The 14,575-nt window shown below is 69.2% G+C and carries 17 protein-coding genes; 10 read left to right on the top strand and 7 right to left on the bottom strand.

What is annotated here, in order from left to right; translation table 11 throughout:
* Positions 1-66: 66 nt before the first annotated feature.
* Genes OHA81_RS33315 through OHA81_RS33295 form a run of 5 tightly spaced genes read right to left on the bottom strand, consistent with a single transcriptional unit; the run spans position 67 to position 5,278 of the window.
* The gene (locus OHA81_RS33315) at positions 67-1,050 is read right to left on the bottom strand and encodes a hypothetical protein (protein WP_329202939.1); all 984 of its coding nucleotides are present in this window, start codon (positions 1,048-1,050) and stop codon (positions 67-69) included.
* Positions 1,047-1,706: a flavoprotein gene (locus OHA81_RS33310; protein ID WP_329202937.1), complete on the bottom strand. Its 660-nt coding sequence runs from the start codon at positions 1,704-1,706 to the stop codon at positions 1,047-1,049. The genes OHA81_RS33315 and OHA81_RS33310 overlap by 4 nt, the downstream gene beginning before the upstream one ends.
* The gene (locus tag OHA81_RS33305) at positions 1,699-2,682 is read right to left on the bottom strand and encodes an LLM class flavin-dependent oxidoreductase (protein WP_329202936.1); all 984 of its coding nucleotides are present in this window, start codon (positions 2,680-2,682) and stop codon (positions 1,699-1,701) included. Before OHA81_RS33305 ends, OHA81_RS33310 begins: the two co-directional genes overlap by 8 nt.
* Positions 2,679-3,980 (bottom strand): M16 family metallopeptidase, encoded by a 1,302-nt coding sequence (locus tag OHA81_RS33300; protein ID WP_329202934.1) that lies wholly within the window; start codon positions 3,978-3,980, stop codon positions 2,679-2,681. Before OHA81_RS33300 ends, OHA81_RS33305 begins: the two co-directional genes overlap by 4 nt.
* Before the next feature lie 11 nt (positions 3,981-3,991).
* Complete coding sequence (locus tag OHA81_RS33295) at positions 3,992-5,278, bottom strand: M16 family metallopeptidase (RefSeq protein ID WP_329202933.1); 1,287 nt, start codon at positions 5,276-5,278, stop codon at positions 3,992-3,994.
* Positions 5,279-5,471: 193 nt separating this feature from the next.
* On the opposite strand from OHA81_RS33295, the gene lxmK reads away from it, so the two are divergent.
* The 4 genes from lxmK (at position 5,472) to OHA81_RS33275 (ending at position 8,593) form a co-directional block, all read left to right on the top strand.
* The gene (gene lxmK / locus OHA81_RS33290; RefSeq protein ID WP_329202932.1) at positions 5,472-6,623 is read left to right on the top strand and encodes a class V lanthionine synthetase subunit LxmK; all 1,152 of its coding nucleotides are present in this window, start codon (positions 5,472-5,474) and stop codon (positions 6,621-6,623) included.
* A 5-nt stretch (positions 6,624-6,628) separates the two neighbouring features.
* A complete protein-coding gene (locus tag OHA81_RS33285) occupies positions 6,629-7,603 on the top strand; it encodes a T3SS effector HopA1 family protein (RefSeq protein WP_329202931.1) in 975 nt (324 codons plus the stop codon).
* Between the two features lie 556 nt (positions 7,604-8,159).
* Complete coding sequence (locus OHA81_RS33280) at positions 8,160-8,357, top strand: LxmA leader domain family RiPP (protein WP_329202930.1); 198 nt, start codon at positions 8,160-8,162, stop codon at positions 8,355-8,357.
* Positions 8,358-8,392: 35 nt separating this feature from the next.
* Positions 8,393-8,593 (top strand): LxmA leader domain family RiPP, encoded by a 201-nt coding sequence (locus OHA81_RS33275; protein ID WP_329202929.1) that lies wholly within the window; start codon positions 8,393-8,395, stop codon positions 8,591-8,593.
* A gap of 166 nt (positions 8,594-8,759) precedes the next feature.
* On the opposite strand, the gene OHA81_RS33270 is transcribed toward OHA81_RS33275, so the two are convergent.
* Both OHA81_RS33270 and OHA81_RS33265 read right to left on the bottom strand, forming a co-directional pair.
* The gene (locus OHA81_RS33270) at positions 8,760-9,086 is read right to left on the bottom strand and encodes a winged helix-turn-helix domain-containing protein (RefSeq protein ID WP_329202928.1); all 327 of its coding nucleotides are present in this window, start codon (positions 9,084-9,086) and stop codon (positions 8,760-8,762) included.
* Positions 9,083-9,526: a hypothetical protein gene (locus tag OHA81_RS33265; protein ID WP_329202927.1), complete on the bottom strand. Its 444-nt coding sequence runs from the start codon at positions 9,524-9,526 to the stop codon at positions 9,083-9,085. Before OHA81_RS33265 ends, OHA81_RS33270 begins: the two co-directional genes overlap by 4 nt.
* Positions 9,527-10,081: 555 nt before the next feature.
* Between OHA81_RS33265 and OHA81_RS33260 the strand changes: the two genes are divergently transcribed.
* From OHA81_RS33260 to OHA81_RS33240, 6 genes are all read left to right on the top strand, one after another.
* Entirely contained in the window at positions 10,082-10,453 is a 372-nt protein-coding gene (locus OHA81_RS33260; RefSeq protein ID WP_329202926.1) for a transposase, read from the top strand.
* A 76-nt stretch (positions 10,454-10,529) separates the two neighbouring features.
* A complete protein-coding gene (locus OHA81_RS33255) occupies positions 10,530-11,459 on the top strand; it encodes an ABC transporter ATP-binding protein (protein WP_329202925.1) in 930 nt (309 codons plus the stop codon).
* Positions 11,456-12,667, top strand: coding sequence for an ABC transporter permease (locus OHA81_RS33250; RefSeq protein ID WP_329202924.1), 1,212 nt, complete (start codon positions 11,456-11,458; stop codon positions 12,665-12,667). Before OHA81_RS33255 ends, OHA81_RS33250 begins: the two co-directional genes overlap by 4 nt.
* A gap of 260 nt (positions 12,668-12,927) precedes the next feature.
* Entirely contained in the window at positions 12,928-13,230 is a 303-nt protein-coding gene (locus OHA81_RS33245; protein ID WP_329202923.1) for a hypothetical protein, read from the top strand.
* Between the two features lie 261 nt (positions 13,231-13,491).
* On the top strand, positions 13,492-13,623 hold the full coding sequence (locus OHA81_RS34750; RefSeq protein ID WP_443056816.1) for a DUF5959 family protein: 132 nt from the start codon (positions 13,492-13,494) through the stop codon (positions 13,621-13,623).
* 255 nt (positions 13,624-13,878) lie between these two features.
* Positions 13,879-14,307: a hypothetical protein gene (locus tag OHA81_RS33240; protein ID WP_329202922.1), complete on the top strand. Its 429-nt coding sequence runs from the start codon at positions 13,879-13,881 to the stop codon at positions 14,305-14,307.
* The last annotated feature ends 268 nt before the right edge of the window (positions 14,308-14,575 follow it).

Here is a 14,575-nt window from a genome sequence, read left to right as displayed (position 1 = left end):
CGGGAGGTGGGTGACAAGGACAACGGGGCGGGGGGTGGGGTGACGTGCGGGCCGGCCGGCGCCGGCTCAGACACCACCGTCGAGTGCGGCCAGCCCGTCGGTGTCGATGTAGCGGATCGCGGTCCGCGCGTAGAGTTCCAGCTCGGGGTGCCAGCCCACGTACGAGGCGAAGTCATGGGCGTGGGTGAGCATGCGCAAAGTCGCCGCCCGGCCCGCGACGACCGGGTCGACGGGGACGCCGTAGCCGGCGAGCAGTGCCTTGGGCAGCTCGGAGAGGATCGGTCGTGGTACGACGCGATGGACGGCGGTCATCCGCAGTTCCAGCAATTCGCCGAGCATCCATCCGAGATCGAACCCGGACGGACCGAGGGCCAGTTCCTCCCCGGTGAGCAGGGCCCCGGCGGTCGGAGGCGAGGCGCCCCCGTCGGTGAGTCCCTCCTCGTCCGCGGAGGGCCGGGCCGGCTCCGCTGGGAGCACGAGGGAACCGGTGCTCGGCGCACCGTGCAGGAGCGTCGCGTCCGGACCGGGTAGGGCGAGGTCGCGGCACCAGTCGCGGACCGCGGCCCAGCGTGTCGGGCCGACGCCGTCACGCAGCAGGCGGTGCATCCGGGCGGCGGCGCGGGGGCCGTGCCCGCCGTCCATCCAGGCGGCCAAGCGGGCCGGTCCGACAGGGCCTCCGGTGGCACTACCGGGCGGTGCCGGATAGGAGTGCAGCAGCCTGAGCACCTTGCCGACGGACCGGAAGGCCTCGGCCAAGCGCACGCTGTCGGCCTGTGAGGGCTCCGACCACAGCACCTTCGCTGCCGTGGTCGAGCCCGGGACCGCGTAGCGCAGTACGTCCCCGGACACGGTCGGCAGGCTGAGGGTGAGGAGGCCCGGGCGGGCCAGGGACGCCAAATGGCTCCGGGCCGCAGCGGAGGGCGCGGTGAGGGGCGTCGGCCGGTCCAGGCCGGCGCCGCGCGTCCACAGAAACGTGCCGTCGCCGATCCGGTGAATCGTCGTGCGCTGGAATCCGGTCGCGAACATGTCCACGAGGACGGGCTCTGTCACGGGTTCGGCTCCGTCCGCTCGCTCCGCGGCGTGCCTTCCGTGGCGACCGCGCTGTCCGTGGCCCCGCCCGCGGCGGCGGCCCGCAGCCGCTCCGCGGCCAACAGAACCTCGGGAAGCGGCGCGGCGGTCGCCGCATCGGGCTTGCCGGTGGTGATGCTCACCCCGGGATGGGGCGGGACGACGTGGACGTTGGCCCGCCGTTCGAGGGCCGCCATGTGGCACTCCCATGCGGCTGAGGTCAAGGCTCCGGGCGGCAGGGCCGGAGCCAGCACGATGGGGGCGCGCGTGCACTGCAGCGCGAGCAGTACCGGGGTGTCCGCCACTCCGAGCGCCAGGCGGCTGGTGAAGTGGAACGTGGCGGGATGCACGATGACGGTGTCGGCCCACTCGGCCATCTCGACGTGGGCTGCGGACTCCTCGGGTTCCTCAGTCCAGGAGTCGAGCTGCGGAGTATGCCCGGCGAACACCGAGAGCGCTGTCGGCGTGACGAACTTGGTCGCGGACCGGGTGATGACCGTGCGTACGGCCAGTTCGGGGTAGGCGGCGCGGAGCCAGTGCACCCACATGGGCATGAACATCACCCCGAGGGAGCCCGTACCCACGTAGAGCAGCCTGCGGGCGGTGAACGGCGGTGCCGCGGTGGGGTTCTCATGCATGGCGGCCGTCCACCGCGGCGAGGATCTGCTGCATGTCCGTCATGGCCGCCCCCATGCCGAGTGCGGTGTAGACGCCGCAGACATTGAGGATGACCTCGCCCACACCCGCCGCCCGGTACCGGTCGAGGCCGTCCGCGATCTCTGCGGGGGTACCGGAGACAAACGTGCGGGAGGAGACGAGGAGCGCCGCGCCGCCCTTGGTGTCCGCCGGGTCGGCCGGGACGCCGGCTTGGCGCAGCATGTCGGTGTAGTGCGGGCTGCCCAGGTGGGCGTAGGCCGCGGAGTGGGCTATGGCCTCGATGTCGCGGCCCGGGCGTTGCACCGCCACGTGGACGACGGTCGCCACACGGGGAACGGGGCGCTCGGCCTGCGCCGCCCCCTGTTCCAGCGCGGGAACGAGTGCCTCCTCGATGAACCGTGGTGGAGTCAGCCAGGTGATGGCGACATCGGCGACCCGGCCCGCCGCGCGGGCCATGGCTGGGCGCAGGACTCCGAGCCCCAGCTCGACCGGGGGCGCGTTCATGACCGGCAGCGCTCCGTGCGTGCTGTGTTCCAGCCCGTCGGTGTCGGCCCCGCCCCGGCTCTCGATCAGTTCCCGCATCGTGGTGACGTACTGGCTGCTGACGGTGACGGGCTTCGGCATGGGGGCGGGACGGACCATGCGCTGGAACGCCTCCCCGCCCGGGCCGATGCCCGCCACGAACGGCAGCCCGGACAGTTGGGCGACGGAGCGGGCCTGCACCGCCGCGTCGTACGGATGACGTAGACCCGCCAGGGCGACCGAGGTACCGAAGGGGATGCGGATCCCCGCTCCCGCGAGCGCGGCGAAGACGTGGTGCGTTTCGACGCCGAGGGACTGTCCCAGCCACAGACGTCCCGAGCCGCGCCGCTGGAGCAGTTGGGCGAAGGGGAGGACCTGTGCGACCTGAGTGGGCTGGACGGGGAAGACGATGCTCGTGGTGTGCGGGGAGATCACAGGAACGTCTCCGTCTCGAAGGGGGTGGGGGAGTCTCCGAGGACGACGCCGTGGAAGTCGTCGGGATCGAAGAAGCGGCCGGCCGCGGCGGCGACATCGTTCTCGGTCACCGAGGTGAAGTCGTCCAGGATGCGGCTGATGCGTTCGGGCTCCTGCCCGGTGGCCAGGGCGAGCATCAGGCTGCTCGCCCAGCCCTGTTGGGAGGAGGCCGCCAGAGCGGTCATCCCGGTGACGTACCGCCGGGCCGCCTCGATCTCGGCCGAGGTCGGCGGTTCCGTGCGCATACGCCGCAGTTGCGCCCGCAGGTGGTCGAGGGTCCTGCGGCCGTGCTCCGTGGCGGTGTCGGCCTCCACCGCCACGACCAGCTGGTCGAGGTGGTCTCGGAAGACCGACTCGCACCGGTAGGCCAGCCCGTGCCGTTCACGGACCTCCGCGACCAGGCGCGAGGAGAAGTACCCGCCGAAGACGATGTTGGCTAGCGTCAAGGCCGCGAAGCCGGGGTCGGTGCGGGCGAGTCCCGGGCGGACCAGGCGGATCTGGGTCTGCGTCGCCCCCGGTCGGGGCACCCGGGCGATGGTGCGGGCACGCGGCTGCGGCAGCAGAGGGCCTTCCGTCGTCTCCCACGTCGTGCCGGCCGCTTCCCACTCCGCGAAGGCTCGGGTCACCTGCTCTACGGCCAGATCGGGATCGAGATCGCCCACCAGGATCAGCGCCGCCCGGTCAGGCCGTACGCACTGGTGGTGGGCCAGGCGTACCTGTTCGTGGCCGACCGCAGCGAGGTCCGCCTCGCGCGGCACGTCCTGCATCTGCGGCAGCGGCCCGTAGAGGTGTTCCACCAGCGCTTCGGAGGCGATGAGTTGGGGCTGTGCACGCGTGGCGGCGAGTTGCCCCCGGGCGCGCACCATGACCGCGCGGACCACGTCGTCGGTGAAACGGGGGCGTACCAGGGACCGGGCCAGGACATCCAGTTGCAGAGGAAGGAGCGAGCTGGGGCCGGAGCCGGCGACGCCGAGCCAGCGCGCGGAGCGAGTAGCGGACAGGAGGCTTCCGGATGCGGCCAGGTCGTCATCGGCCGGTCCCTGCTCCCCGGCCGCGGTGTGCCCCAGCAGTGATGCGGCCAGCACTTCCTGGACGGCCGCATCGGCGAACGACTCCACGTGGAGCGGGATCGCCAGTCGCAGCTCCGTCATGGGGGTGGAGGCGTGGCGGGCGGCGATGACGCGCAGCCCGCTCTCCAGGCGTACGTCGGCCAGAGGGGGCAGGCCGACCGGGACGGGGGGACCAATTGGGGGGAGCACGCTGCTGCGGTTCACCGGTAAACTCCCGTGGGCGTGATGAGGGACAGCACGGCGCGCCTGCCTCTCGCGAGGTGCGCCGCGGCGGAGCGGACGTCTTCGGCGCTGACGGCCGCGAGTCGTGGGGCCAGGGTGTCGACGAGTTCCGGGGCCCCGAAGAGCAACTCGTAGGTGCCGAGCGCGCGGGTCCGTACGACAAGGTTGTCGAACCCTCGCCACGTTCCGGCGGAGGCCAGTGCCCTACCCTCCTCGAGCTCCAGCCCGGTGGGGCCGTTCGCTGCCAGCTCGGCGATCTCGGTGTCGAGGACGTCGAGGACCGCGTCGACGGGTGTGGTGCGCGGGTGCATGGCCAGCACCACCAGGGTCTCGGGGGACCGGGCGCGCAGCGGGCCGAACAGTCCGCAGCTGCTGCTGACATCCGTCAAGAGCTCGCTCCGGTGAGCCATGTGTCGTTTCAGGCGGGCGGAGTCCCGTCCGGTGAGCATCTGGGTCAGCACCATGTGACTCAGGTACTGGGGCAGCGAAGTCGCCGGATCGGGCAGGCGGTAGCCGAGAGCGGTGGCGGCGAGTACGGCATGCGGGTCACGGTGTTCGCCCCGCAGCTCCCCGGCCGGCTCGGGCTCGTCGAGGAACGGAGGCGCGGGGCGGGGGCGGGCCGGGATGCCGCCGAAGTGACGGTCCGCGAGGTCCAGGGCGTGCCGCGGATCGACGTTCCCGCAGATGGTCAGGACCGCATTGGCCGGGGTGTAGTACGTCTCGTAGAATGCCTGGCACTCCTCCAGCGAGGCGGCCTCCAGGTCCCCGAACGAGCCGTAGCCGTTGTGGGCGTTGCGGAACTCCCTGTAGAGGACCCCGGGCAGCACGGTCCAGGGGAATCCGCCGTAGGGCTTGTCCGTGACCGACTGCCGGATCTCCTCCTTGACCACGGCGATCTGGGTGCGCAGCGTCTCCTCGGTGATGCGCAGGGCCCTCATCCGGTCGGCTTCCAGAAACAGCAGCCGGTCCAGCGCCGATGCGGGCAGCACCTGGTAGAAATCGGTGTAGTCCTGGTGGGTGGAGCCGTTGGCAGTCCCGCCCGAGGCTTGGACGTGGCGGAAATGATCGGCTGGCCCGACGTGCTCGCTGCCCTGGAACATCACGTGCTCGAAGAGGTGCGCGAATCCGCTCCGGCCCGGAAGTTCGGACCGGAATCCGACGTCGTAGTGGACGGCGACGCCTACGGACGGCATGCCGGGCAACGGCTGCACCACGAGGCGCAGGCCGTTGGACAGTGTTGAGCGGATCACTGGGGCGCGGGACATGTCGGCACTCTAGGAATGCGCGACGGGGGCAAAGTAATGTCGTCCGGCGCATTACTTTGCCCAGGGGAAGAACGCGTGGCCGACTGCCGTGCTGCAGGCGAATTGCCGTACGGACATGGCGCCCGCACGGGAAAAGTTACTCTGATACTTTGCCCTTGCCGAGATCCGTGGGAAGTGCCTACCGTGCCGCCGCGTGACAAGAATCCAAGGAGCTCCCAACAAGGAATCCGCGCCGACCCGGTCCCGGTACGCCCCTGCAGATCTCGCCGGAGTCCCGGAGGTCGCGGCGTTGCTCGGCGCGCTCGGCCTGGGTGCGTTCGACCCTGACGACGTGACATCCCGGGTGGGCCGCAACGACAACTGGGCCGGTACGACGACGACGGGCGCACGCGTCTTCGTCAAGCGGCTGAGGGGCCCAGAGCCGGCCGAGGCCCGCAGCCGGTACGACCGCATCCTCGCCTTCGAGGCCTTGGCGGCCCGCCACCCGGGATCAGCCCTTATCGGTCCGTCCCTGCTCGGCTCCGACGCCGACGCGATGCTCGTCGTCTTCGAACTCTTGGAGGACGCCCGTTCAGGGTCTGAGCTCAACGCCGACGACGCGTTCGACGAGGAGTTGAGCCACCAGGCCGGGCGGCTCACGGGCGAGTTGCACGCCCTGCCCGCGGACGCGGGCCTGCTGGACACTACGCCCCACCCGATGCCCCCGCTACATCCGCACAACGCCGTGTCCCTGAGGGGCCTGGTCTCCTCGACGTTCGGCGAACTGGAGACCTGGAGACTGATCCAGTCCGACCGGAAGGTCGTCGACGCCCTGCACCGGTTGCGCGCAGCCGAGGCCGCGGTGCAGGACCGCAGGCCGATCCACGGAGACCTGAGGCTCGACCAGTTCCTTCTGACTCCGCAAAAGCTGCTTCTGACGGACTGGGAGGAGTTCCGTCTCGGGGACCCCGCCCGGGACCTCGGTGCCGTCATCGGCGAGTGGCTCTACACCGCCATCCACGGCATTCCCCGCTCCATCGGAGACACTCCCGGGTTCACCTTCGACCAGCAGACCTCACACGAGGAGATCCTCGAACACGGGGTACGGGAACTTGACCGGCTACGGCCCCGGATGCGTGCCTTCTGGGCCGGATACCGCTCCGTGCGCGGTGCGGCCGCCGACGACGGGCTGCGTATCCGCGCCGCCTTGTACGCCGGGTGGCACATGTTCGACCGCATGCTCGCCACCGCGATGGTCGGTGGACGCGTGATCGCCGCCGATCGGGCCGGCGCGGGCATCGGGCGCAGCATCCTGCTGGCGCCCGAGAGCAGCACCGACATCCTGGGACTGGGAGACGCACTGTGATACCGATGACCACCGATGCCCTCGCTCCCGCCCTCCTACGGACCGCCCGGGACATCTCCGTCTCCTCCGACGGACTGAGCGCGACGGTCGGATCGGAGTCCCTGGAGGCAGACACGCCCGGCAAGCTGGCGGGGAAGCTGTCGCAGACCCTGTATCAGCTAGTGCACACGGGTAAGGACAGGGCGGAGACCACCCGTCCACGGAGCCTGCGCGATCCGGAGTTCGACCGCCTGCTGACCGATGCCATGCCGCACTCCCACACGCTCGCCGACGCGGTCGTCCGCGAACGCACCGATGACGGCATGCTCGTGGCGGAGCTGGGCGGACTGCGCGTCCTCCTTCCCGCGGACACGCTCGTGGGCGAGCCTCCCGCAAAGCTGCCGAGCGCTGCGGCGATACGGTTGCCCGCGGCCCGGCCAGCCCTGTCCACCGGGTTCTTCCTCACCGACGGCTCGGCGGGCACGGGTGTCGGCCGAGGGGCGCAGACCCTTCGTGTGTACGTCCACGTCACCTCGGCCGAGGCGGCACCCCAGGTGTGGAACACGGTGCTGACGTACCTGGAGGAAAGGCGGCTGGTGTACCGGGCGAAGATCACCTCCAGTCCCCAGCTGTTCCCGCGACGCGACGCCCTCGTCGTCTACCTGCCCCCGCAGAGTTGGTCGGCTGTTCGGGGGATCGGGGCGTGCGTGTCCGGTCTCGAAGGGCTGGGTCCGGACACCTCGCCATTCGCCCACCAGGTGGTGCCCGGCGTCGCCGTCGCGTGGGAGCCTCAGGATGCCCGTCCCGGGATGCAGGGCCTGAGTTTCGGTGAACACCGCAGCGGTGCGCTGGCCCAGGCCATGGTCAAGCACCGGGTGCGCCCCGACGGCGTCGGTCTAGAAGACACGATGCGGGAGGTGTTCTGGGACGCCGGGATCGACCCGTTGGCGCCGGCCCGCAACCTGGCCTCGCCGCCGCTGCCCGACCTCGGGCTGCTGTAGGCCGCCGCGTGCTGCGCTGTCCGACCGCGTCGGCAGCCCTGCGGATCCGGGCGGTCATGAGCCTGCTGTCCCGTGCGGAGCCGCGCGATGCGCTCTGTCGGCGGTTGGGCGTGTGCTCCCAGTGTCTGGAGGAGTGGGCCGATGCGTTTTTGACTCATGCCCTCCAGGGCCTGACGTCTCCGGGCGCTCCCGTAGACCGGTACGAGGTGCTTGCCAGGGAGGCGGAGGCCCTGGCCCGAGCGCTCGACGAGACACGGACGGAACTAGAGGTGTGGTCAAGACTAGTCCGCCGCGCGACGAGCAATTGAGGACAACGGCGGATATCGAAGAAAGGGACCCGTGGGCACGGGTCCCTTTTTCGTGTGCGGAATGCCGGTGCCGACGGGTGCAGTGAAAGTAGTGTCGGACGCAATTTGTTGTGGAGTCCCGGAGAACGTGCAGCTCAGGGCTTTGTGGAGAGAACCAAGCCATAAGTTTCCGGCTTCATCTAGAGGGGTCCGTGTGGTCAACTGATTCCGCAAAGCGCATTCCGAAGCACATACGAGAGAGGCCAGACGTGAACGCCAGTCAGCTGATCGCCGGTTACACCGCTTACACCACCGCCGAGGAGTTCGGCGCCACTGCACAGGGTGACGCCCCGGCGACCACGCCGTCGATCCTCAGCTTCATCGACATCTCGAGCGCCGCGTGCGGTGCCGCCGTCAGCGCCGTCAGCGCCGCGTCCGTGGGCGCCACCGCCCACGTCGGCTGCTGATCCACCCACCCCACTCACACCTCAGGAGAAGTTCCATGAACGCCAGTCAGCTGATCGCCGGTTACACCGCTTACACCACCGCCGAGGAGTTCGGCGCCACTGCACAGGGTGACGCCCCGGCGACCACGCCGCTGACGGTCACCACGGTCTCCTCGCCCGAGTGCACCGCGTTCTCCGTCAGCGCCGCGAGCGGCGTCCTGACCAGCGTGTCCATCACGCACGCGGCGGGCTGCTGATCGACTGGGAACGGGGTGGAGCCGCCGAGGGGCATTCGGCGGCTCCACCCCGCCGGTCCTAGACCGTGTTCTCCGGAGCCGTCGTACTTTCCCTGCGAGAGGATCGCGTGGAAAGTGCGGCGGCTCCGGCGCGTCCGGCCCGGGTACCGGGTCCGCGGCTCCCGGCTCAGCCCAGGCTAGCGCCCCGCCCCTTGGCCTGATCGGCGATCTGCTGCAGCGCCGAGAGATGGCCGGCGAGATTGCTTCGGCCAGTACCGGTCAGCGTCAGCCAGGTGCGGGGGCGTTTGCCCACGTACCCCTTCCGTACCGCGACGTACCCGGCGTCCTCCAGGGCCGTCACGATCTTGCTCAGGGCGGAGTCGGACAGGTCCAGCCCGTCGCGTACCGCCTTGAACTCGGCCTCCGTGCAACTGGACAGGAAGGCGACGACCGCGAGTTTGCTGGGGTGTTGGATGACCGCGTCCAACTGCGGCAGCGGATCTGGTCCGGTCATGCCGCGATGCCGTTCCTCAAGCGCACCAGCTGGAACCAGGCAAGTACCCCCAGACCGATCCCGGCGACCGCCAGGCAGCCCACGACGCCGGCGAACAGCGCCCCGAAGCCGCCGGCGATGAACGGCAGCAGTGCAGGTAGCTGACGCAGCGTCCGCTCCCGCGTGGTGCCCGCAGGAGCGGGCACCACGCCACCGGCACGGACCGTGGAGGCGATGGCGAGAAGGAAGAGAACAAGACAGATGGCGGCTGCGACGAGGAAGGCCGGTTCGTCACGATATTTGTACGCGAGGCCGAAATTGACGAACCCTCCGGCGAGCAGCAGGCCAGCCGCCGGGGGAAGCCAGGAGGGCATCGGGCGGGGGCCGCGAGCGGTGCTACTTGCCGAACCGGCCACTGTGAGAGCCGAGTTCGCCTCATCTGGAGTGGGAAGCTTTTCCATGCTTCCATCCTCGCATGCACTTTCCTGCCAGGCAAGTAGTTTCTCAGACGCGCGGTTTGGCAGTCGGGACGGACGCTCCATAGGCTCGACCGTGATCAACGAGGGCGACGACCACCTGCGCACCGGGCACGTCCCGACGCGGGCGCCCGCACTGCGCGATGGGGGATCTTTCATGAACGGGGACTGGAGCCTCGGGGAACCCGCAGGCGAGCACCCCTCGCCGGCACGGGCCGCGCAAGGCCACCCGCTCTCCAGAACGACGGTCGTTCCCGTGCGGGGGACCCGACGGGGTTTCGACCGAACCTGAAATGCGGTGACACCAGACCGCGATGCCCTCTTTCCGATTGGGCGGAGCGGGCTGTTCGCCCTGTCTGAAATCAGGTACTCGCACTGCGGGGCCCCTCTGAATTGTTCCTCAGATCTTCCTCAATGAACTTGCAGGCGCAGGGGGAACGTAAACAAGATGTGTCGCACACGCCTCGTTGTCGGGTCCGCGGCGACCACCAGCGGACAACTCTTTATGACAACGACACAGACCGGGGGAGAGATTTCGACGTGCCCAGACCACCCGTAATACCTCCAGAAGAGAAGGCGAAGCTCGTCCTGACCGTTCTGTCCGGCGACCTGTCCGTGTCGCAGGCAGCCAGCAGTGTCGGGGTCTCGGAACAGGCGGTCGGCAACTGGAAGCGCCAGTTCATCAGCTCCGGAACCCAGGGACTCGAAGGCGGAGTCAGTCAGAGCAGCGAGCGGGAACGCCGCCTGCTCGCCCAGATCACGGAGCTCAAGACGGCGCTCGGCGAGGTGTACATCCAGCTCAGGGCCAGGCGCAACGCAGTGGACCACCATGCGGTCCCTTCCCGGACCTCGACGCCGTACGGAGCGAATGCGGGCTCAGCGTTTCGAGGTTCTGCCAGATCATCGGCATAGCCCGCAGTACCTATACGCAAAGGCGTCTGACCCACGCCAACAGCACATCAGAACGAAAGTTCTCCACGGGGGACAAGTGAAATCCGATCAGGCAGTACTTGAAATAGAAGGAATCTCGAAGCGTTACGGCAGTCGCGTCGCGCTCGACGAAATGGAATTCAGCGTCGGAGCCGGAGAAATATTCGGCTTCGTCGGCGGAAACGGCGCTGGCAAGACCACGACCATGCGCATCATCATCGGGGTGCTGGAAAAGGACGCCGGAGCCGTCCGATGGAGCGGACGTCCCCTCGACGCAAAGACCCGGACCTCATTCGGTTACATGCCGGAAGAACGCGGTCTCTATCCCAGGATGACCGTCGGCAACCACCTCCAATACCTCGCGCGGCTGCACGGTATGGACCGGCACGCCGCTCGCACGGCCATGCATACCTGGACGGAAAGGCTCGACATCGGGCAGCACCGCGACCGCGCGGTCGACTCCCTCAGCCTCGGAAACCAGCAGCGCGTGCAGCTGGCCGCCGCCCTGGTGCACGACCCTCGGTTCCTGCTCCTCGACGAACCGTTCTCCGGCCTCGACCCACTGGCCGTCGACACCATGAGCAGCGTCCTGCGGAGCAAGGCGGACGAAGGGGTCCCCGTGCTCTTTTCCAGCCATCAGCTCGACCTTGTCGAGCGGCTCTGCGACCGCGTCGGCATCGCGAGCAAGGGGACGATGGTCGCCTGCGGCACAGTGGAGGAACTCCGCGCCGGCGCCGACAACAGCGTCTACATCGAGGTCGACGACGCGCCCGACGACTGGCCCGCCTCCATCCCGGGCGCCGATGACCTACCCGCCCACCGACGGGGCGCGGGAATCGTCCTCGGTCTGCCGCACGGCTTCGACGAGAACCGACTCCTGCACCACGCCATGAGGCTGGGACGTGTCGTGGCCTTCCACCGCCAACGACCGTCCCTCACCGAGCTCTTCCGCTCCGCGGTCACCGACGAACCGCAGGAGGCGGCATGAGCCCGGCACAGAAGACGGCGGGCGCGGCATCCGCGGGCACCGCGGTGCGGCTGGTCACCTGGCGGGAGATCCACGCCCGCGTCGGCACCCGTTCCTTCGTGGTGGGAACCCTGGTGAACATCGGAGTTATCCTCGGGCTCCTCTTCGCCTTCGGCTCCTCGGACAGTGAAGACCAGCCCGTCGTCGTGGTCGCAGGCACGCCGGTGGCGGCCTTCGTAACGGGGACGCCGGGCAGGGAAGCTGCACGGTGGGAAAGCGCTGCGGACGCCGCCGACGCCCGCCGGAAGGTCACGGACAAGGAGGCGGACGCCGCCCTCGTCACCGACGGCGACCGAACTCGGCTGATCCTCCGACACAACAGCCCGCCCGCAGCCCGCGAAGCAGCGGCTGCGGCTGCGGAACGCTGGGCCACATCCCGCGCACTCCACCAGCAGAACGTCGATGAGGCACGGATGCGCGCTCTCGTGGCCGAGGCCCTTCCAGCCGCCGAACTCGTCGGTGACCCGGTGCCCGGCGGAGCAGGGCTCGGCGCGGCACTCGGTGTCGTGACCATCTTGTTCTTCCAGCTCTTCGGTTACGGGATGACGGTCGCCCAGGGCGTAGTCGAGGAGAAGTCGACCCGCGTCGTCGAGGTCCTGCTCGCCACGCTCACCCCCTTCCGCCTCATGACGGGCAAGGTGCTCGGCATCGGCGCGGCGGCGCTCCTCCAGACTGCGCTGTTCGGAGCATCAGTGGTCCTCGCGGTCCGCTTCGGGCACGTCCTGCCCGCCACGTTCCCCGCGACGGCGACGATGGCCGCCGCCGTGGCCTGGTTCGTACTGGGGTTCGCCTTCTTCGCCTTCCTCTTCGCCGCCGCCGGCTCCCTGGTCTCGCGTGCGGAGGAGGTCTCGGGAGCCGTGATGCCGGTTCTGATGGCGACACTGGTGCCCTACGGTGTCGCGGTCGCCGCGGCGATGGACCTGACGGCCCCGTGGGTGGGCGTTGTCCAGTACATACCGCCGTTCTCAATGCTGATCATGCCGTTGCAGGTGAGCGCGCACACCGCCGGGTGGACGGCGAACCTGGCCGCAGCGTCCTTGATGGCCGTTGCGGCGGTCGGCCTGGCGGTCGGTGCGGCCCGCGTCTATGAGCGGTCGATCTTGAGGATGGGATCGGCCATCCGCTGGAGCGTCGCCATGCGCGGCCACCGGGAGCCCGTCGCCGACTGACGCGGTGCCGTACTGCCTCGGGCCGCCGGCCCGAGGCAGTACGGTGTCCCCGCTCGCGCGGGAGACAGGTGACCGTCGGGGCCGAATCCAAAGTACCCCCGGCTAGACGTGACGAAGCCGCCTAAGCGGGCTGCTCGCTGCCGTGCCTGTGCTCTGAACTGCGGTTGCCACTCAATCCGGAGGCGAACTCCTCCGATGCTGTGGTTGCCTTTGCCCCAAAGCGTCGTCACCCCTGGCCCCTGAGCATGTCGAGGAGGTCCATGAGGTCCAGGCCGTACTCGCCGATCTGCACGGCACCGACGCAGGGACACACCGATGACGGACAGAAGGGCCGGATTCACAGCCTGTCTATCAACGGCAGGCGTTCGCGGGAGCGCTGGTCCATCAGCGCCCAGTTCTTCCTCGATGCCGCCACCCCTTGCCTGGCCGATTCGCTCGTACAGGCCCCCACGGCCGAACCCAACACCCCGGTGCGCACCACCCCGTACCCCCAGCGCCCGGACGTGAAGGACGACTTCTGGAGCGCGACCGCTCCCGTCCCGTCGGGCAGTCCTACCCCCTGAGGACCACCGGCCGCACCCCGTAGCAGGCAGCTCGTCGGACGCGGACTTGAACACCTGGCCGACTACGTCCGACCAAGCTCAGCCAGCCCTTCACCCGTTGGTCGAGCGTGGTGACGGCCGGGACCAGCGGGCCGCTCCTGACGTCGGTCCAGGGCCATCGTTTCGCAGTAGCCGAGGGCAGTTGCCGTGCAGTGGGGCGGTTCGTGTCGTGGCTGAACTCGAGTCGGACAGTCCAGTTCAAGATCAAGCCGTTGAGCTGGTGTGATCGGGGTGTCGCTCCATGACGGCCCGTCGTCCCATGTGACGGTCAGCGTGCCTCTCTTCCCCGCGACTGGCTGGATCGATGATCAGCGGGCGCGTCTGGAGAAGGGGCGGCGAGCGTTTGCCAGCTGACCGTCCCGACGTCGTCGGTCTCGGCTCGATGTCAGCTGGCGGCTTGCTGGTCGGCGCGTGCGCGAGTGGTGGCTAGTCGGTAGGAGTCGGTGTCGTCGACGCCCGGGAGAACAAAGCTTGGCGGCCTGGCTCAGGGTGCGCCGCGGGATCTTCCGGAACGGAAAGCCGCAGGTTGGACGGCCCACACGGGCGTTCCCAGGGGGCAGTGCCGCGCGCCACTCCTGCCCAGCCCTGCCGAGGAGATAGTTCTAGGGCGTGATCCTCAACTACGGTTCTTACCTGCGACGGGTGCTGACCACTCGCTACGGCTCCTCAGACGACGACTGGCCTCCAAGCGCGAAGAACGTTGTCCCGCTCTTCTCCGCCATCATCGACGTAGTGGACCTGGACCAAGCTGTAGAGCTCTTCGAAGCCGGCATCCGAGCCTGCCGGCGGGAGACCAGTGCGCCCACGGGCGGACGGCGCGACTGGGCGGGATACTTGTCACTTGAACTCCCTGAGCAGAAGTCCCCGCCCTTTGCCGAGATGGCCGCGTGGGGAACGTTCCTCACGATCCAGAGCATCGTGCAGCAGGACGCTGCTGCCGACTTCGAGACATACGTGGAAGCCGCTCTTGAGGCGTGCAAGCGGGACACCGATCGACCCAGGCGCGAGCCCGTCACCGCTGCGGCCATGCAGCCGTGAGTCGATAGCTGGTCCGGGAGCAGCAGGCGCAGGCTGTACCGGGGAGGTCCGCCTTGCTGTAGAAGCAGCAGCGGTGTGCCGCCCCGGTCGTGCGAATGCTGCGCTGCACGCGGCAAATGTCGGACGGCTCCTACCACTGCAGCTACGCCCCCACCTGGGTCGGTGCCAAGCTCCGCTGGAGTCTTACCGAGGTCGGGGCCGAGCGCCAGGCGCTTCCAGGGCTGGCCGAGGACTGCCCCACGACTCAGTCGTCTACGAGAGCGCCCAA

Origin of the sequence: Streptomyces sp. NBC_00667, from assembly GCF_036226825.1 — a bacterium.
GTDB lineage: Bacteria > Actinomycetota > Actinomycetes > Streptomycetales > Streptomycetaceae > Streptomyces.
Note: the sequence above shows the minus strand (reverse complement) of the source record. Positions and strands in the feature narration are given on the sequence as shown.

Excerpts from the sequence above, each read along its gene's own strand:
- OHA81_RS33265 (WP_329202927.1), bottom strand. The coding sequence starts at position 9,526 with ATGGAAAAGCTTCCCACTCCAGATGAGGCGAACTCGGCTCTCACAGTG.
- OHA81_RS33245 (WP_329202923.1), top strand. The coding sequence starts at position 12,928 with ATGAGGTCCAGGCCGTACTCGCCGATCTGCACGGCACCGACGCAGGGA.
- OHA81_RS33270 (WP_329202928.1), bottom strand. The coding sequence starts at position 9,086 with ATGACCGGACCAGATCCGCTGCCGCAGTTGGACGCGGTCATCCAACAC.
- OHA81_RS33295 (WP_329202933.1), bottom strand. The coding sequence starts at position 5,278 with ATGTCCCGCGCCCCAGTGATCCGCTCAACACTGTCCAACGGCCTGCGC.
- OHA81_RS33275 (WP_329202929.1), top strand. The coding sequence starts at position 8,393 with ATGAACGCCAGTCAGCTGATCGCCGGTTACACCGCTTACACCACCGCC.
- OHA81_RS33285 (WP_329202931.1), top strand. The coding sequence starts at position 6,629 with ATGACCACCGATGCCCTCGCTCCCGCCCTCCTACGGACCGCCCGGGAC.
- OHA81_RS33250 (WP_329202924.1), top strand. The coding sequence starts at position 11,456 with ATGAGCCCGGCACAGAAGACGGCGGGCGCGGCATCCGCGGGCACCGCG.
- OHA81_RS33310 (WP_329202937.1), bottom strand. The coding sequence starts at position 1,706 with ATGCATGAGAACCCCACCGCGGCACCGCCGTTCACCGCCCGCAGGCTG.